This window comes from Qipengyuania citrea (assembly GCF_024171405.1).
In the GTDB taxonomy this organism is placed as follows: Bacteria; Pseudomonadota; Alphaproteobacteria; order Sphingomonadales; family Sphingomonadaceae; genus Qipengyuania; species Qipengyuania profunda.
In genome coordinates, this window is record NZ_JALJZT010000002.1 from 1,298,150 (window position 1) to 1,316,130 (window position 17,981).

Annotated in this window: 11 protein-coding genes; 1 reads left to right on the top strand and 10 read right to left on the bottom strand. The window is 65.6% G+C overall.

Annotated features, from left to right (window positions below; genetic code table 11):
* Positions 1-29 precede the first annotated feature (29 nt).
* Entirely contained in the window at positions 30-881 is an 852-nt protein-coding gene (locus tag J2S32_RS07300; RefSeq protein ID WP_253519539.1) for a metallophosphoesterase, read from the top strand.
* A 71-nt stretch (positions 882-952) separates the two neighbouring features.
* Here the strand turns inward: J2S32_RS07300 and J2S32_RS07305 are convergent, their stop codons facing one another.
* The 10 genes from J2S32_RS07305 to gcvT all read right to left on the bottom strand — a co-directional run bounded on the left by J2S32_RS07305 (position 953) and on the right by gcvT (position 17,893).
* On the bottom strand, positions 953-5,107 hold the full coding sequence (locus J2S32_RS07305) for a multiheme c-type cytochrome (RefSeq protein WP_253519542.1): 4,155 nt from the start codon (positions 5,105-5,107) through the stop codon (positions 953-955).
* Complete coding sequence (locus J2S32_RS07310; protein ID WP_253519546.1) at positions 5,107-6,957, bottom strand: hypothetical protein; 1,851 nt, start codon at positions 6,955-6,957, stop codon at positions 5,107-5,109. The genes J2S32_RS07305 and J2S32_RS07310 overlap by 1 nt, the downstream gene beginning before the upstream one ends.
* Positions 6,957-8,936: a heme-binding protein gene (locus tag J2S32_RS07315; RefSeq protein WP_253519550.1), complete on the bottom strand. Its 1,980-nt coding sequence runs from the start codon at positions 8,934-8,936 to the stop codon at positions 6,957-6,959. Before J2S32_RS07315 ends, J2S32_RS07310 begins: the two co-directional genes overlap by 1 nt.
* On the bottom strand, positions 8,936-10,339 hold the full coding sequence (locus J2S32_RS07320; protein ID WP_253519555.1) for a cytochrome c family protein: 1,404 nt from the start codon (positions 10,337-10,339) through the stop codon (positions 8,936-8,938). Before J2S32_RS07320 ends, J2S32_RS07315 begins: the two co-directional genes overlap by 1 nt.
* Before the next feature lie 85 nt (positions 10,340-10,424).
* Entirely contained in the window at positions 10,425-11,150 is a 726-nt protein-coding gene (locus J2S32_RS07325; protein WP_253519574.1) for a hypothetical protein, read from the bottom strand.
* Complete coding sequence (locus J2S32_RS07330) at positions 11,137-13,233, bottom strand: adenylate/guanylate cyclase domain-containing protein (protein WP_253519577.1); 2,097 nt, start codon at positions 13,231-13,233, stop codon at positions 11,137-11,139. Before J2S32_RS07330 ends, J2S32_RS07325 begins: the two co-directional genes overlap by 14 nt.
* Before the next feature lie 94 nt (positions 13,234-13,327).
* Positions 13,328-14,902, bottom strand: a complete 1,575-nt coding sequence (gene gcvPB, locus J2S32_RS07335; protein ID WP_437181932.1) for an aminomethyl-transferring glycine dehydrogenase subunit GcvPB — start codon at positions 14,900-14,902, stop codon at positions 13,328-13,330.
* 56 nt (positions 14,903-14,958) lie between these two features.
* Positions 14,959-16,326: an aminomethyl-transferring glycine dehydrogenase subunit GcvPA gene (gene gcvPA, locus J2S32_RS07340; protein WP_253519584.1), complete on the bottom strand. Its 1,368-nt coding sequence runs from the start codon at positions 16,324-16,326 to the stop codon at positions 14,959-14,961.
* Positions 16,327-16,361: 35 nt separating this feature from the next.
* Positions 16,362-16,733: a glycine cleavage system protein GcvH gene (gene gcvH, locus J2S32_RS07345; protein ID WP_253519588.1), complete on the bottom strand. Its 372-nt coding sequence runs from the start codon at positions 16,731-16,733 to the stop codon at positions 16,362-16,364.
* A gap of 5 nt (positions 16,734-16,738) precedes the next feature.
* Positions 16,739-17,893, bottom strand: a complete 1,155-nt coding sequence (gcvT, locus tag J2S32_RS07350; RefSeq protein ID WP_437181933.1) for a glycine cleavage system aminomethyltransferase GcvT — start codon at positions 17,891-17,893, stop codon at positions 16,739-16,741.
* Positions 17,894-17,981 lie beyond the last annotated feature (88 nt).

The window sequence follows — 17,981 nt, forward strand, 5'->3', positions numbered from 1 at the left end:
GTCGGTGTGGCATCAGGGGGAGAGACGCTTTGCTGATCGCTCAGATGACCGATGTCCATATCGGTTTCGATCCGGACGCGCGTCCGGAAGAGCTCAACCGCATCCGCTTCGGCGCGGTGCTCGAACGGTTGGCAAAGACCCCGCACACGCTCGATTTCCTCGTTCTGTCGGGCGATCTCACCGACCATGGCGACCGCGACAGCTTTTCCAAGATCGCTGCGATGCTGGCCGATATTCCCTGCCCCATGCTGCCGCTGGTGGGCAATCACGACGACCGCGAGGAGCTGCTCCGCGCGTTTCCCGACACGCCCTGCGAAGGCGAATTCCTGCAGTATGTGGTCGAGCAGGACGGGTTGCGGATCATCTGTCTCGATACGTTCGAGCCGGGCCGTCATGGCGGCGCCTTCTGCGAAAAGCGGCGCGACTGGCTACGCGCGGCGCTGGCGAGCGGCGGCGGCAAGCCCTGCGTCATCTTCATGCACCACCCGCCGATCGTCGCCGGCATCGACTGGATGGACCCTGCGCCGGACGAGCCATGGATTGCCAACTTCGCCGCTGCCGTGGACGGGCACCAGGATACGATCCAGGCAATTCATTGCGGGCATCTGCATCGCCGCGTCGCAGCGCGGTTCAAGGGCATCCCGCTCGGTATCACGCCTTCGGTCGCGCCGCTGGTGGCGCTCGACCTGCGCCCGATCGACGAGCATGCAGCGGACAATCGCGCGCTGATCACCACCGAGCCGGCCAGCTACGCGCTGCATTACTGGGACGGCACGGACCTGGTGACGCATTACGAAAGCTGCGGTGAATGGGAAGTGCTCGCGCATTATGGCGAGCATCTCAAACCCATGGTGCGCGAGATGAAGGCCGAACGCCGGTAGTCTGGCCAAGCCCCCTGATGGGGCAACGCCCAGCGATGTGGCTTCCTGATCGGGGGAATATTCCGGGGCGCTCAGTCGCCCGGCGCCGCCCGGTCCGGGTCCAGCCACGGTCCGCGCCCGCCGACCCATGCGCCCATGTCGGGCTCGTCCGAAACCTTCCACGGCACGCCGGCGCGGGTGAGGAACAGCTTTTCCATCTCCTCGCGGTTGAACGGGCGTGATCCGAGCCGCCCGAAGACCGCCATCTGACCGCCGGTCTCATCGACCCCGCGGTCGCGGTCGATCCCCTTGCTGAGCGCGCGCGCGGCCCCCTTGGTGCGCGCCCAGGCGATCAATTCGGGCTTGGGCGCGGGGCTGAAGCCATAGAAATTCGGCTGGCTGTCGGGCGTGGTCAGCTGCAGCACCTTCAACCCGTTGCGCCCGTCGGCGACATAGGCGAACAGCGTGGCATTGGTCGAACCGACGATGACGTCCTCGGCATCATTGAGCGTCCCGCCCAGCGTGACCTTCTGGTAGATGCGGGGCGATAGCGGGCGCGTCACATCGAGGATCACCAGCCCGTCCTGCTTGGCCGCGACATAGGCATAGGTACGCGCGACATAGACCCGCTGCGCATCGGCCAGCGGCACACTCGCCTGCGGCATGGCGACCGGATTGCGCATGTCGGTGACGTCGAACAGCTTCACCCCCTCGGCATCGGTCACCCAGAGATAGCGGAACTGGATGGTCGAGGCGCGGGCATCGGTAAGCGCGCGCACGGCCATCAGCTGTGGGTCTGTCGGGGTTGCCAGATCGACCACCACCAGCCCGGCATCGGCGGTGATGAAGGCGATGTCGCCGGCGAGCGTCACATGCCGCGCACCCGCGAGCACGCCATCGGGGTTCCACGCCGTGCTGCCATCGGCAAACCGCGTGCGGTCGAGCTGGTTGTTGCGAAATTCGCCATCGGCCATCGTCACGATATCGACCAGCACCAGCCCTTCGACCGCGTCGGTGACCACCGCATAGTCGTAGATCGGCCTCATCGGCTGTTCTTCATTGACCTGCAGCAGCGTCATCGGCGTACCGTCGGCATTGAGCACCGGATTGCCCGCGGCATCGTTGACGGGGGTTGCCGCCATCGCCCGGTTGCGGTCGGGCCGGACCGGCTGGGTGGTCGCCAGCGCCATGCAGGTGGCATTCTTGGTCTTCACATGCGTGTCGTGCCCCATCGCGCTGAACGGCGCGGTGAGGATGCGTTCGGAGACGCCCTTATTGGCGATCGAGGCGACATCGTAGACGCGGAAGCCGCCCTTCCCTTCGGCGACGAACATGTATTCGCCGCGCAGCTGCAGACAGCCGACGCCATCGCGCGTGCCTTCGTGGACATTGGCGAATTGCTCGAATGGCTTGGTCTCGCCGCTGGCATCGCCATCGAAGGTCTGGCCGCGAACCCAGTCCTTCAATTCGCGATCATTGTCCTCGACATGCATGCGCCAGTAATCGGGATAGGCGTATTTGTGCAGATAGCTGCCCAGGACGGTCTGCGGTTCGTCCCATTCGGTCACACGCACCGCCTCGAAGCCGGTATCGAGCCCGACCCAGGCGTTGAGTCCGACGAAATTGACGAAATTGGTGCCGAGCAACAGCAGCTGGCTCATGATCGCATTGTTATCGTCCGCCGCCGACAGATGGCAGTCGGTGCAGGTCTTGGTCTCGGTCAGGCGCACCGTATGCGGGAAATGCGGCGCGAAGGCCTGGCTCGAATAGCCCGAGGCCGCGACCGGGGGCTGCTGCACATAGATCCGCTCGCGGTTGATATTGGTCGAGGACAGCACCAGCGCGCTGGTCGAACGGATCGGCGCGACCTGGTTGCCCTTGGTGGTCTGGTGGCGGCCTAGCTGGAACATCTGGTCGCGCGCCACCTGCGGATTGTAGGTCGCGAAATTGCGCGTTTCCTCGGTCCCGTAATGGTGCGACTTGGTTTTCCAGTTCGCCTCGATCGGCAGATGGCACCCGCCACAGCTGGTGGTCCATGACAAATGGCAGGTGAAACAGGCCATTTCCTCGGTGCCATGCGCGCGGTCTTCGGGCGCGATGCCGGTGCCGAATTCGAACAATCCGGTTTCCGCGCCTTGCTTGCTCATCAGCTTGGCGCGCGCGGCCTTGGCGTTGAATTCGTGCGAGACGGGATCGACGCTGTCGCGCACGAGACTGACTTTCCATTCAAGCTCGGGATCGACGATCGAACGCTGGACGAGCACCCGCCGGCCATCGTCGCCATAGGTCCATTCGAACCGCCGCTTGCCATCCGGATTGCGCAGCAGCGAGAGATCGTTGCCCTTGGGCGGCGCAGCGGGGCCACTGGTCAGCAGCGTGGGATAGGCGTCGGGTGTGCCGTGGCAATCCTTGCAGCCGATCTCCACCGCATTGGCGACCTCGGCATAGATCAGCCCGTTACCGTGGCTGTCCTGCGCGAAATGGCAATCGGCGCATTGCAGGCCCTTTTCGGCATGGATGTCCATCATGTGGACGGTCTTGCCCGGATTGATGCCCGGTTCGACGAACTTGCCTTCGCCTTCGCGCCGCCACTTCTCCGGATCGTCGGGCGGGACAATATTGTCGTCCTTGTCGAGCAGATTGCCTTCGCGATCGCGTTTCAGGATCGCGCGAAAATTCCACCCGTGCCCGTGATAATCGGCGAACTGGGTGTCCTTGAGCTCGGGATTGAGGTCGTAGACATTGCGCAGGAAGTCGAGATCGGCCCACTTGCCCTTGGGGGCGGCGGCTTCGGGGTTGCGATCGAGCACCGCGTGCACTTCTTCGGCGGTGGGGTATTTCTGCTCCTTGGGCCACATATGCGGCGCATCGCTCTCGTAATCCCACATCGTGTAGCCGAGGTAGGAATTCAGGAAGATGTTCGGCTGGTGCATGTGGCAATTCATGCATTGCGCGGTCGGGATCGACCGGGTGAAGGTATGCCGGATCGGATGGCCGCGTTCCTTGTCCGGGCCATCGCCGGGCCGATCCACCGCGTGATCGTCATGCCCGGGCTGCTTGACCGCACCATGGCCCGCGTCGTCGCCTGCGCCGTGACCCCCGCCATGCGCGTCCCCGCGCGCGCCTTCGTAAAGCCCGGCGATGGTTGGATCGACAGTCGCGCTCTGCCCGTCGCGGCCATATTGCGCATAGGTCAGCGAATGACGCGGCTCGCGGTCGTTGGCATAGACCACGTGGCAGCTCGCGCAGCCCGAATGGCGGTAATCGCCCGGCTGGTCGTTGGTCCCCATGAACCACATGAAGGGATCGTTGAGGCGCGTCTTGTGAATGTTGAGCACGGGAATCGCAACGCGCAGGCCCGTGCCCGCACCGCGGTTGGACTGCTTGAGATCGGGCCGCCCGGGCTCCTCGAGCCGCTGGATCAGCCCGGTGGGATTGGGAATGCCAACCTCGGGAAATTGGCTGGCGACATTGCGCCCGCCGCGTTCGAACACGCGGAACACGTCACCCGGCGGGATCACATGCCAGGTCGGCAGCGGGTAGAGCGCCGCCAGCGCGCCGCGCGCCTCCTGATTGTCGGTCACACTGGCTACCGGCGCACCGGGGCTTTCGATCTTCGCGGGCTCGCCCTCGCGCGTGTACGCTTCGCCGAGGATGTAGCGTTTGAAGGGCAGGATGCCGTTATTGTAGGACGCGCCGCCCCACAGCATCGCGCCGGTCGCCATGATCGAGCGTTCGGAGGCCTCGATCGTCTCGATATGGCAGGCGCCGCAGGCTTCGCGCACCACGCGATAGTCGCTCGGGTTGACGAAGCGGATGAAGACCGGGTCTTCCTTATTGAGCAGGCCATAGCTGCGCTTGGGATTGGCCGACGAGGGCCAGTGCCAGCTTTCGGGATATTTGGGCAGCACATGCGCCGCATCGCGCGCGGCAGTATAGGCGGGGTCGTCATGCGGCAGGTCGCTGTCGCCGAAGACTTCTGCATTGCCGCCGTGGCAATCGATGCAGCCCAGCCGCACGGCGGGCGTTTCGTGCATCGTCGATTGGTCGGTGCGGACATGGCAGGAAACGCAGCCCGCCGATTTCGCCGCCATCTGCGCCTCGGTCTGGACCCGCGGCGCAGGCGCGGCGGTGACGAGGCTGTAGTCGCGCTTGACGGGGTTTTCCTTCTCCGCCGCGCGCAGGCCCACGGCCCCGGCGAGAAGCATGACCGCAATAGCCAGCAGGAGGCGGGAAAGACTGCGCATCAGTAGGTCAGCACTGCGTTGGCGAGCACCGAATAATAGGCACGCGGATTGCCGAGCGAGGTGAACAGGTCGTCGAAACCGTCACCGGAAATCAGCGTCGCCGCGGACAGGCGAAAAACAATGTTCTGCGTCGCCTTGGGCCGCCAGATCGCGGCGGCGGACAGGTCCCAGCCGATCGCCTTGGGGATCGAGCCTTCGTTGCGCAGCGCCTGCAGCGTGGCCGTGTTCTCGAACCACAGGTGGTTGGCATTGGCGGAAAGGCGAAACTCGGGCGTAATATCGAAATCGGCGCCGGCGCCCAGCAGCATCAGCCCGGGATTGTTGAAATTGGACTGCCCCTGTTCCTTCGAACTGCGCAGCGAATTGAGGATGCCATTGCGCCCGTTGACGCTGATCGCGCGGCCGCCGCCGGCAAAGGGGATCGTCTGGCGGATCCAATAGGACGTATCGGCCCCGGCAAAGACGGGATTTTCGAAGATCGCGTCATAACCGGTCTCGACATCGTCATAGGGATCGTCGTCGCCGCTGCCATAAGCGGCGGACAGGCGGAAGCGGATCCAGTCGCGGTCGTAGCTCGCCTCGAGCGCGGCGAAATAGGCGCTGATGTCGGCGGGCCGGTCGGTGAAGAAGGAATTGCGGTCCTCGCCGAAGACATAATAGGCGCTGCCCGTCAGATTGATGCGCCCGATCCGGCCGTCGGCATTGTAGCCGAGGTAGAAGACATCGTAATCGCGCCCGCGCAGCGACCCCAGCAAGGCGGGGCGCACCGGGAAGCCATTGTCGTCGATCTGGACGTCTTCGGCTTCGCGATTGGCATTCCACACGAAGGTCAGCTGGCTTGTCAGCGCGGGGATCAGGAAATCCTGCCGGTACGCGTTGACGTAGAACACATAATCATCGCGCGGCGTCTGCAGCACCGCGTTGAGCCCGCTATTGGTGTCTTTCTCGAGCCGCCAGAAACCGCCGAAATTGTACTGGAAGCGGTTGTTGTCGCGCGTTCCGAAAAACCGCACGCCGAGCTGGTTGTCGTTGAACAGGAAGCCGCGGAAGTCGGCCTGGAAGGGCTGGATGCCGATCCGCACGCTATCGAAATCGTAGCGGTCGGAGACATTGCGGAAGTGATAGTCGAAGAAGGCTTCCTGCACGCCGACGAAGTGGTCGAAACGATGCGAGGGCTTGCTCGGTTCGACGAACAGCACGCGCCGCTCGGGCACATCGACATAGTTGAGATTGGCCGCCAGCGTGACGCGGTATTCGACATCGGGCGGCTTGTAGGCGGTGCTGCCCTTGAGCAGCGCGGCGCCGACGATAAAGCTCTGCGACAGGACATAGCTGGTGTCCTTCCCGAAAACGTCGATGCTGTCGGGCCGCTCGGTCGTCTGCACTCCCACCGGGATTGGGAAGGTGCGCGGTTCGAACACCGTGTCGCTTATCGCATTGACGATGAAGAACCAGTCGTCGCCGGTGATCGGCAGCCACGGCATCTTGTCCGGATTGATCGGCCGGTCGCCCTTGTAGGTGTTCTGGTTATAGGGGTCCCACCAGCGTTCGGTCACCAGGCCGAGACTTTCGACCAGCCGCCAGCGGTCGGGGATCGGGACCTGGTCGATCGGAAACGCCTCGGGCGGCGGCGCGCGCACCGCGCCCTCATTTGTCTGCGACACCGGATCGGGCAGCGGCCCGGTATAATCGGGACGGCGGCGACCATCGATGATCGCCGGGTCGACCGCGGCGGGTTCGCCCGGTTCGGGATTGACCGCCGGCGGCGCTTCGGCAGGCGCGGGCTCGGGCGGCAGTTCCGCCTGGGCAGCGAGCAACAAAGCCAGCGGGGTAAGCGCGACTGCTGTCATCACAGCCCCTCGCAGACATTCTGGCGGGGATCGTCGAGAAACGGCGCGAAGGGGCAATTGACGTAGCGCAGCCGCACATTGCGTCCGTTGACGTTGACCACGATCCGGTCGGCGCGGATCTCGAAGCGCGCATTGCCGATACCGCCCGTGCGCTGCCCGCCATTATGCAGGCCGAGGAAGCTGACCATGTCGTCCTGGTCGATTCCGTCACCCGAAACCCCGATACCGCCGACGAGCTGGTCCCCGCGATAGATCGGTACAGAACCGGGGAAGATCTGGATGCCATTGGCCAGCCGCTTCCCGCCGCCCGGCGCATCGGGTACCTGTGTGCAGGTGCGCGGCGTATCGGGACTGGCCCCGCCCGAAATCACGAAGCCGAGATGCTGGACGAGATTGGGGACGATCAGCTCGGTCTGCAGCCCGGTCATGAACGGGCTGAACTGGCCCGGCAGTTCGACCGATAGCGGGCCGGCCACATCGCCCACCTCGCCATCGGGGAAATAGGGCCGCGACAGATTGCCGCCCGACCGATCGGCAAAGGCAAAGGTCCCGGTCAGCGCGTTGGCATCGCCGAGGAAGCTGCGCACCCGCTGGACATAGCGAGCGGCTGCTGCCCCGGCGGCCTGCAACTGCGCCGCCGCAACGCGGTTCGAGAAGAAGGCCGCGGTGCGCGCCTTCTGCAGCGATACGTCGGTGCCGAAGATCGGCCCGTCGGGCGAACGCACAATGCCGAGCACCGCGCCATGCGTATCGACGACGCTGATGGTCGCCTGCATCCGGCTGTCGAGCGGGCGGCGGATCTGCGCACGCGCGCGGCTGAGGACGGTGAACGCCTCCTCCATCATCGCGCGCACTTCGGCGGCGCTCAGCGGATCGGCAATGCTTGCGGCGTCGGTCCCCGCGCGGATCGGGAAGCGCGGCGTCCCCGCCGCGTCGACCAGCACATAGGCATCGCGATTGGCAAACTCGCCCGCGGTGCTGCGGCGGATGCCCGAGGCATTGGTGCCATAGGCGGTCCCCGCGCGGATCGAGCCGTCATTGTAGCCGAACACCGGCACAAGCGTACCCGAGGGGCCGTTGACCGCGCCGAAACTGCGCTGCAGCGGTCCCAGCTCGCTGGCCGGGATATCGCTATAGCGCAGGCTGGTGCCGTCGACCGGGATGCGGTCCGCCTCGATTTCTCGCGGCGGGGTGAATCCCTGCGTGCCCGCAAGTGCCGCGAATTCCTCGGCGGCGCGATCCACATCGATCGTATCGGGATCGAAGCCGTAATCGCCGTCGCCCGCAACGCCGATGCCGCCGACCACAACGCCGTCCTTGTACAGCGGGAAACCGCCCGGATCTGCGGCCAGCCCCAGCGGCGAGCGCTGCGGGCCGATCATCCCGTCGCTCATCCGCGTGGAAAGGTCCGAACAGGGCAGCTGGCTGAACTGCACGCCGAACAGCGGCCCGCTTTCAAGCCCCACGGTCGAGGCGGCGGGCGGGAAATGCTCCTGCACGATCTGGCTGGCAGTGCGGGTCGAAAAGGCATTGCCCCCGCTCGAGAGATAGGCCCCGGTGATCGCCTTGGCGATGGCGGCGGTGGCGGTGGGCACCTGGACGCCCTGCAGCCCGACCTCGTCACCCGGCGCGGCGCGCCCGGCGATCGTGCGCCGGCTGATGCGGGTGTTGCCGGGCGTGCCGGTCATGGCGAAGACGCCGAGGACATTGCCCACCCGGTCGACCACCGCCACGGTGGCGGGGAGGCCGCGTGCCTGCGCCTCGCCCACGGCTTGCGCGATGATCTGCTGGACATCGCCGACCGACAGCGCGCGCTGCGCCGGATCGGTGAACAGCCGCCCCCCGGTGGTCGGCGTAGGACTGGGTGTCGGAGACGCCGTGCCGCCTCCGCCGCCGCCCGTCGATCCGCCATCGCCGCCGCAGGATGCCAGGACCAGAGCAAGGGCCCCCGTCAGGCAGCCAAGCGCGCGCCGCCGCATTATCGCAGGCTCCCGATCGCGGATGTCGCGCTGGCCAGCGCGCTGCGGAATGCGGCGGGACGATAGGTCTCCGGCGCGGCCACTGCGGCATAGGCACGGTTGATATTGGCGCGGATCGCAGCCGCCGCGCCGACCGTCACGCGGCCTTCGCGGACCAGCGCATTGAGCAGCGTATCGACCGCCATCACCGCCTGGACCGACCCGGCGTAATCGGTAAAGCGCGGCGCGGTCGCCTGCGAGGCGATCGCCGCGATCACCTGATAGGCATCATTGCTGCCGAACGAGCGCGCGGCCAGCGCATTGGACAGCGCCTGCGCCCGCTCTCGCAAAGCAATCGCGGCCTGTTGCGCGCTGCCCCGGTCGCGGGCCATCGCGCGGTGGAATTCCACGCTCGCGTCACCGAAAGCCTCGCCAGCGCCGGGCGCCAGCGCCCGGCCCACTGCGGACAGCATGATGATGTTTTCATCGTTGAACGGCGCATTGCCGAAGGGGATCGGGCGGCCGGGATTGGTCTCGAAAGTCAGCCGCCGGGCGGGCCCGTCAGTGATCGCGCGGTGGCAGCTGTGGCAGTCGTAGAAATAGAATTCGGGGAACATCCCGCGCATGCCGAAGCCGGGCCGCGCGAACAGATCGGTCGCCCGCGCAACCGCTTCCGCCTGGCCCACCGCCCATAGCCGTACGCTGTCGCTGCGCCCCTTGCGGCGGGCATAGTCGGCATCTTCGGTGTGATGCTGCTGCAGCGAGGAGAAAAGATCGAGCTCGAACGAAATCCGCGGGTGGCCCGCAGCCATCATCGAATGGGTGACGAACTGGCCCGTATCAGTGCTGCCGTAATGGCAATCGAGACAGATTTTCGCGCGCACCTGCGGATCCTCGAGCGGCACCAGTCCCGCGCGCACATTGGAAGCATGGCTGGCGGCCTTCTCGTAATGGACCTGCAGCCAGCCCTCTGCCGCGCCATGGCAGCTTTCGCAGCCCACCCCGTCGCTGGTGTGGAAACGCGCGCCGCGGCGCGATTGCGGGACATAGGTTGCATGGCAGCCGAGGCAGGCGGGCGCGGAGGTCGCCGCCCCCAGCCCCAATGTCTGCGCGATCTGGCGCCCGCGGCGGCTGGCGAGCACCGAATAGGCGCGGCTGTGCGCCCCGCTGGCCGAAGACGGGGCCTGCCAGGTCGCGATCTCGTCCTGCCGGACGACCGCACCATTGCCTTCGGAGCGGCCATGGCAGGTCGAGCCGGCACAGGTCGCCACGCCTTCGAAGTTTGCAGTCGAGGACTGGGCGTTGGCGGCGGAGGAATCGGGGCTCGCGGGCGCAACAGCGGCCAGCGCAAGCAGCAGCGCGAGCGCAAACGCCCGCACGGCTCCGCCCCGTCCCCCTTGCCAGCGTGCTGCCCGGCGTTTCATCGGCCCTCCCCGATTGCCCTAGTCTGCTGCTGCCGCCCCCCGCAGCAGCCGCCATGCCCCGTACCGCGGGGCCACCGGTAGATACCTAGCTCGCCAGTTTCTCGCTCAAGAGGTCAAGCTGGCCCATGCAGCCGAGATTGGCCAGCGCGACGGCCAGATCTTCGGGATCTTGCGGCGTTTCGTCCAGCGCAATGAATTCGAGGCGCTGCTTCGCCCCGCCCGCCGGACCCGACAGGTCATAGAGCCGGTTCTGCGCCAGCGGCAGTTCGTCGGCGCTGAGCGAAGCGGTGGCGGAGCCGTCCTCGAAGGTGAAATGGAGGTGGAAATCCGAAATCGCCGAACCCAGCACCCAGGTTTCCCCGCCTTCGATCGAGGGACGCCAGAAGGTAATGGCATCGCCTGCCGGGAGGCAGACCTTGCCCGGACGGCTGATGTCGATGTTCCACAGATTCGAATTGGTGGACGATCCGGTAGCCCCGCCGCGCACCGCCCCCGTCCGGACGCGGGCGCCCGACTGCTGGCGGGTCAGCATGGCAAAGGCGGTCCGCTTGCTCGCGCCGCGTGCCCCCACCCGGTGCGTGCCCGGACCCGAGATGACGCGTGTCCCGCTGCCGGTCAGCACAGTGATGCTGTCGCCGGTGCGGAGCGTAACGCTCGCCGCATCGTCGAGCTTCTTGCCTACCGGATAGGTTTCGGCAGACGGCCCGCTGGACTTGACCACCACCCCGGCCTGCGCGGGTGTCGATCCAAGAAAACCGAGCGCTGCAAACGAGAGCGCGGCCCCTGCGAGTATGTTCTTAACCGAGGACATAAGCCCCTCCATCATCCAGGTTCTGAATTCGATATAACAGGTTTTCCAGCGCCGTGTCAGCCGGATGACGGCTGACGACATCGGCGATGATCTCCGCTGCCCTAGCATCGTCCGTCCCGACCAGCTTGTATGCATCCGCCAGCAATGCCCGATCGGCAGCGGGGAAATCGGGTACCGGCTCCATCAGCTCGACGGCGCGCGCGCGTCCGCGCAGGACCACGCGGCCCATCGGACGCCACCAGTCGAGCCCCGCCCGGTCGGCGAATTCGCGGCTGGCCATGACGCTGGATGCCAGCGCCTTGTTGGCCGCCTCGAGCCGTGCGGCAGTGTTCATGCTGTCCCCCAGCGCGGTATACTGGATGCGGTTCTCGCCGCCGAAATTGCCGACCACCGCCTCGCCAAAATGCAGCCCCACGCGGGTTTTGCCGATCTTGGGTAGCCCGGCGTCCATTGCCGCGACTTCTTCGCGAAACGCCTCGCCCGCCTGCCAAAGCGCATAACCGGCGCGGGCGGCGCGCTCGCCATCGTCGGGCCGCGCGATCGGCGCGCCCCAGAAGGCGACCACCGCATCGCCGACGAATTTGTCGATCACGCCGCCATGATCGAGCACCACGTCCGACAGCATGTCGAGATAGCGGTTGAGCAGCTTGGCGACCATTTCCGGCTCGATCGCATGGCTCATCTTGGTGAAGCCCTCGAGGTCCGAGAACAGCACGAAGAGTTCCTTCTTCTCGCCATGGAGCGAGAGCAGCTGCGGGTTTTCGAGGATTTCCTGCGCCATTTCGCGCGGGAGGTATTTGCCCAGCGCGCCTTGCGCGAAATTCCGCTGCACCGCGCCGCTCGCGCGCGCGGCCGACACCACCGCGGTAAAGGCAATGATCCAGCCGAGCAGCCAGCCGGCAGCGGGCACGCCGAGCGTATCGACCCCCTGCCATTCCATCACGAAAGGCACGCCGATAAAGGTGCCGAACTGCGCCGCGAGCAGCAGGTAGATGCGCCAGCTACCCCATTCGAGCAGACCGGTGAGCACGGCAGTGGCGACCACCAGTATCGCCATCAACCATAGGGTGAGCCCCCCCACCTGCCCGCGCCGGTCGCCGTCGAGCATTTGCGCGATCATATCCGCATGGACGCGCAGCCCGGCGGGATTTTCGCCGATGACGCTGGAGAGGGTGGTCTGGACGCGGTCGTAATCGATGATGTCGCCGCCGACGAGGATATAGCGCCCCTCGATCTGTTCGCGCAGCATGGCGCGCACCTCGGGAATTTCCATCAGCACTGGGTCGAGGAAATTGTCGATCTGGAGACGTCCGTACATCGGCTCGTTCTCGAACGCGGGATGGCGATAGCGGAGCGCCCCTTCGTAGCCTGGCAGCGCCAGCTCGCCCTCGCCCGCGGCACGGAGCATGGCGCGGCCCAGCACCGGCGGCAGGTCGGGTTCGATGCTCGGCCATTTGCGCGTCACGCCATTGGTGTTGTCGAGCCGGATGCTGGCGGGGGTCGCATTCGACCCTTCGAGCTGGGCGAGGAACTCCTCGAGATAGACCTGCTGGTCGTAGACGATATCGGCTTCGTTGGTCGCGAAATTGGCATAGCCGACGAGCGTCGGGGTCTGCATGCCGCGCAAGGTGGCGAGCAGCTCGGCATCCTCGTCCTGCGGCTGGTCGAACAGAATATCGAGCCCGATCGCCTTGGGCTCCATCCCGTCGATGATCTGCAGCGCGCGCGACAGCATCCCGCGATCGAGCGGCGAGCGTTTGCGCGCAGCGATCAGCGTCTGGTCGTCATAGACCACCATCGTAATGCGATCGTCCTGCTCGATCTTGTCCGCCAGGATGGAGCTGCGCCAGTCATAGAGCGCGCGTTCGGCGTCGCCCGTACCCGGCGTGGTGATGTCGACATTCTCGGCGCCTTCGATACGCCATTCGTCGGGGACCACCTCGTGCGGGATGTTCCAGCTGTAGCGCGCGATCAGCAGCGCCATGAGCACCAGCACCGCGGTCAACACCAGACGACGCGGGCCGGCCTCGCGCACATTGCGCCAGCCACGGATCAGCAGATTGTCGTCCCTGTCCTCGCTCAACCCCCGCCTCCCCGCGGTCCATCGAACGACCCATTTTTATTGTGTTATCCGGCGGTTGTAGAGCAGTAACGCAATGCCGCAACCCCCGTTAGCGTCATGCCATATCGGGATCGTTCCACGCCAGCACCGGCTTGCGCGCGGCCTGCGTTTCGTCGAGCCGGCGGCGCGGGGCGTAATGCGGCGCGGTCTTGAGCGTTTCGTCACCCGCCTTGGCCTGCTCGGCTACGCTGCGCAGTGCCATGATGAACTGGTCGAGCGCCGCCTTGCTCTCGGTCTCGGTCGGTTCGACCAGCATCGCGCCGTGCACCACCAGCGGGAAGTACATCGTCATCGGGTGATAGCCCTCGTCGATCAGCGCCTTGGCCAGGTCGAGCGTCGAGACGTCGTCGGCGAAGCCTTTGTCGCTGAACAGCGCTTCATGCATGCACGGCCCGCTGTGGCCGAAGGGTGCATCGAGCACGTCTTCGAGGCTGCGCAGGATGTAATTGGCATTGAGCACGGCGTCTTCGGACACTTGCTTGAGACCATCGGCACCGTGGCTGAGGATATAGGCCAGCGCGCGGGTGAACATGCCCATCTGACCGTGGAACGCGGTCATGCGGCCGAAGTGTTGCAGCGGGCCGCCGAAGTGCTCCTGAGCGAATTCCTCTGCATCCTCTTCCTCGACAAGATGGACAACGCCGTCCTTAGTGCGCGCAGTGTAAGGCAGCGGGCCAAAGGGCGCGAGCGCTTCAGATAGTACCACGGGGCCCGAACCCGGGCCCCCGCCGCCGTGCGGTGTCGAGAAGGTCTTGTGCAAATTGATATGCATCGCATCAACGCCGAGATCGCCAGGGCGAACCTTGCCGACGATCGCGTTGAAGTTCGCCCCGTCGCAATAGACGAAACCGCCGGCCTCATGGACCGCGTCGGAAATCGCCTTCATGTCGCGCTCGAACAGCCCGCAGGTGTTGGGGTTCGTGATCATCACGCCCGCGACATCGGGGCCGAGCCGCGCCTTCAGCGCCTCCAGATCCACGCGGCCTTCGGGCGTGGCGGGGATGTCCTCGACCTTGTAGCCCGCGAAGGCGGCAGTGGCGGGGTTGGTGCCATGCGCGCTCTCGGGCACGAGGATGACCTCGCGCGCATCGCCCCGCGCCTCGAGCGCGGCGCGGATGCACAGGATGCCGCACAATTCGCCATGCGCGCCCGCCTTGGGGCTCATCGCGACGCCGTGCATGCCGGTAAGCTTGACCAACCAATATGCGAGTTCGTTGACGACTTCGAGTGCACCGCGAACAGTGTCGACCGGCTGCAGCGGATGGACGTCGGCAAATCCGGGCATCCGCGCAATCTTCTCGTTCAGTCTGGGGTTGTGCTTCATGGTGCACGAACCCAGCGGGAAGAGACCGAGATCGATCGCATAGTTCTGACGCGACAGGCGCGTATAGTGGCGCACGGTTTCGGGTTCGGAGAGACCAGGCAACCCAATGCGCTCGGTTCGCTCGAGACCTCCGAGACGCGACGGCGGGGCGGGGCTCGGCGGCGTCGGCTGCTCCACACCGGCAAGGCCTAGTTTGGTCGCGAATTCGAAATCTACGCCGGTTGTTTCAATATGACCGATTTCGAACAGCAGCGGTTCTTCGAGCATCAGCGCGCGATTGCCGGTGGCAGTGTCGGGACCGCTCATCGCATTGTGACCTTCGACGGGCGTGCCGGGCTTCCAGCCCGATGCATTGGGCGCGTTCATGTCTGCACCTCCTCGAGTGCGGAGGCCAGTGTTTCGATGTCCTCCTCGGTGGTGGTTTCGGTAACCGCGACGAGCAGGCCGTTCGACAGGCTTCCGATGTCGGGGAAAAGGCGGCCCAGCGAAACGCCTGCCAAGATGTCCTGCCTAGTCAATTCGCGAACTATGCTGCGTGCATCGCCATCGAGCAGGATCGTGAACTCGTTGAAAAATGCATCGTTCAACACTTCGACGCCCGGCACCTTGGCCAGGCGTTCGGCGGCGATGCAGGCGAGGCGATGGTTTTCCATAGCGAGGCGCCTCAAACCCTTCTCGCCGAGCAGCGTCATGTGGACATTGAACGCCAGCGCGCACAGCCCCGAATTGGTGCAGATGTTCGAGGTCGCTTTTTCGCGGCGGATGTGCTGTTCGCGGGTCGAGAGCGTCAGCACGAAGCCGCGCTTGCCCTCCGCATCGACCGTCTCGCCGCACAGGCGCCCGGGCATCATGCGGACATGCTTTTCATCGCGCACCGCGAACAGGCCGAGATAGGGCCCGCCGAACTGCAGGCCCACGCCGATCGACTGGCCCTCGCCCACCACGATATCGGCGCCCAGCTCGCCGGGCGACTTGATCGCTCCCAGCGCCACCGGCTCGGTGTTGACCGCGATCAGCAGCGCGCCCTTCTCATGCGCCGCCTCGGCAATACGCGCGAGGTCGGGCAGGCGACCGAGGATGTCGGGGTATTGCACCACAACACAGCTCGTGTCCTCGTCGATCCGGGCGATCAGGCCGTCGTCGTCGGGCTTCGGCGTCAGGCTCGGAGGGGCACCGGCGATCTCGTCATCGGTGAACTTGGCCATCGTCCGCACAACTTCGGCGTAGTGCGGATGGAGAGCGCCCGAGAGCACGACCTTGCGCTTCTTGCCGCGCGCCACACGGCCCGCCATCGCCACCGCTTCCCAGCAGGCGGTCGAGCCGTCGTACATCGAGGCGTTCGCCACCGCGCAGCCGTAGAGCCGCGCAACCTGCGTCTGGAATTCGAACAGCATCTGCAGCGTGCCCTGCGCGATTTCAGGCTGGTAGGGCGTGTAGGCGGTCAGGAACTCGCCGCGCTGGATGATGTGGTCGACGCTGGCCGGGATGTGATGCTTGTAGGCCCCTGCCCCGAGGAAGAACGCCGCATCGGCTGCGGCAAGGTTCTTCTTGCTCAGCCGCCGCATATGCTTTTCGACCGCCATTTCGCTGGCGTGCATCGGCAGGCCTTCGATCGGGCCGGAGAGCCGCGCCGCCTCGGGCACATCGGCAAACAGCGCATCGATATCGGGCGCTCCGATCGTGTCGAGCATGGCCGAACGGTCGGTATCGGTCAGGGGTAGGTAGCGCATCGTGGTTCCTTCACGCCCCGCGGGGCATCAGCGGATCAAAGCCCGTCGCAGAAGCTCTTGTAGGCGGCCAGGTCCATCAGACCGTCGAACTCCGACTTGTCGCCGATGGTCATCTTGAAGAACCAGCCGTCTTCTTCCGGAGCGGTGTTGACCAGCGCGGGGTCGTCTTCGAGCGCGTCGTTGGTTTCCATGACCTCGCCGCTGATCGGCGCGTAGACATCGCTCGCCGCCTTGACGCTTTCGACCACGGCGGCATCCTTGCCCTTCTCGATCACGCTGCCGACATCGGGCAGTTCGACGAAGACGATGTCGCCCAGCTGGCCTTGTGCGTAATCGGTGATCCCGACGGTGGCGGTGTCGCCCTCGACGTCGATCCATTCATGTTCATCGGTAAAATAGCGGGCCATTTCGATCATTTCCCTCTGTGGTAGCGATGGGGGACGAAGGGGAGCGAGGCGACCGTGGCGGGGAGCCTCTTCTTCCGCACCTCGACTTCGAGTTCGGTGCCTTCGGCGGCAAGCGCGGTCTCGACATAACCCATGGCGATGGGCCGTTCGAGCGTGGGGGAGAAGCCGCCGCTGGTGATGCGGCCGACCTGCGTATCGCCCGAATAGACGAGCGCGCCTTCGCGGGCGGGCATCCGGCCGTCGATGGCGAGGCCGACGCGTTTCTGAGCGGGTCCCTCGGCGAACGCCTTCATCACGGGTTCGTGACCCATCCAGCCGCCTTCCTCGCGCCGGCGCTTGGTCAGCGCGAAACCGAGATCGGCTGAGACGGGGTCGGTTTCGGTGGTGATATCGTGGCCGTAGAGCGGCAGGCCCGCCTCGAGCCGCAGGCTGTCGCGTGCGCCCAGACCGATCGGGCGCACTTCGATTTCGGCGCACAGGCGATCGGCGAGGCTTTCGGCGAATTCGGCGGGGACCGAGATTTCGAACCCGTCCTCACCGGTATAGCCCGAACGCGTGATCCGCAGCGGCCATTCGCCGAAGTCGTGGACCACGCTTTCCATGAAGACCATGTCGTCGATGACATTGCGCATCACGCGGTTGAGCGCGGTCGCGGCATTGGGCCCCTGCAGCGCGATCAGCGCGTGCTCGTCCATATGGGTGAGCGTGACATCGTCATCGAGATGTTCGCGCAGATGGGCGATGTCGTCCCATTTCATCGCGCCATTGACCACGAGGTAATAGGCCGGTTCGCCCCAGCGTCCCTCGGTGCCCGCTTCCTCGTCGCCTTCGATCCACGGCGTCGCATTGGTGACCATGAGGTCGTCGAGGATGCCGCCGTTCTCGCCGATCAGCAGCGAATAGCGCACCTTGCCAGGCTTGAGCGATGCGATCGCCCCGGGGAGCAGTTTTTCGAGTTCCGCGGCGGCCTTGTCGCCGGTGACCATCAGCTGGCCCATATGGCTGACGTCGAACAGGCCCGCCTGGCTGCGGGTCCAGCCGTGTTCGATAACGATGCCTTCGTACTGGATCGGCATATGGTAGCCCGCAAAGGGCACCATCCGCGCGCCCTTGCGGCGATGCCACGCATCGAGCGGCAGCGTTTCGGTTTCGGCGATCATGTCTTCGGTGTCGTCGCTCAAGTCCCGTCCCTCACAAGCATGGGGCGCGCCCTCGCGGTGCGCCGAAAACCATGCCCCCTCTGTCGGG

Excerpts from the sequence above, each read along its gene's own strand:
- gcvPB (WP_437181932.1), bottom strand. The coding sequence starts at position 14,902 with ATGAGCGGTCCCGACACTGCCACCGGCAATCGCGCGCTGATGCTCGAA.
- J2S32_RS07315 (WP_253519550.1), bottom strand. The coding sequence starts at position 8,936 with ATGCGGCGGCGCGCGCTTGGCTGCCTGACGGGGGCCCTTGCTCTGGTC.
- gcvH (WP_253519588.1), bottom strand. The coding sequence starts at position 16,733 with ATGGCCCGCTATTTTACCGATGAACATGAATGGATCGACGTCGAGGGC.
- J2S32_RS07310 (WP_253519546.1), bottom strand. The coding sequence starts at position 6,957 with ATGACAGCAGTCGCGCTTACCCCGCTGGCTTTGTTGCTCGCTGCCCAG.
- gcvPA (WP_253519584.1), bottom strand. The coding sequence starts at position 16,326 with ATGCGCTACCTACCCCTGACCGATACCGACCGTTCGGCCATGCTCGAC.
- J2S32_RS07325 (WP_253519574.1), bottom strand. The coding sequence starts at position 11,150 with ATGTCCTCGGTTAAGAACATACTCGCAGGGGCCGCGCTCTCGTTTGCA.
- gcvT (WP_437181933.1), bottom strand. The coding sequence starts at position 17,893 with ATGATCGCCGAAACCGAAACGCTGCCGCTCGATGCGTGGCATCGCCGC.
- J2S32_RS07320 (WP_253519555.1), bottom strand. The coding sequence starts at position 10,339 with ATGAAACGCCGGGCAGCACGCTGGCAAGGGGGACGGGGCGGAGCCGTG.
- J2S32_RS07305 (WP_253519542.1), bottom strand. The coding sequence starts at position 5,107 with ATGCGCAGTCTTTCCCGCCTCCTGCTGGCTATTGCGGTCATGCTTCTC.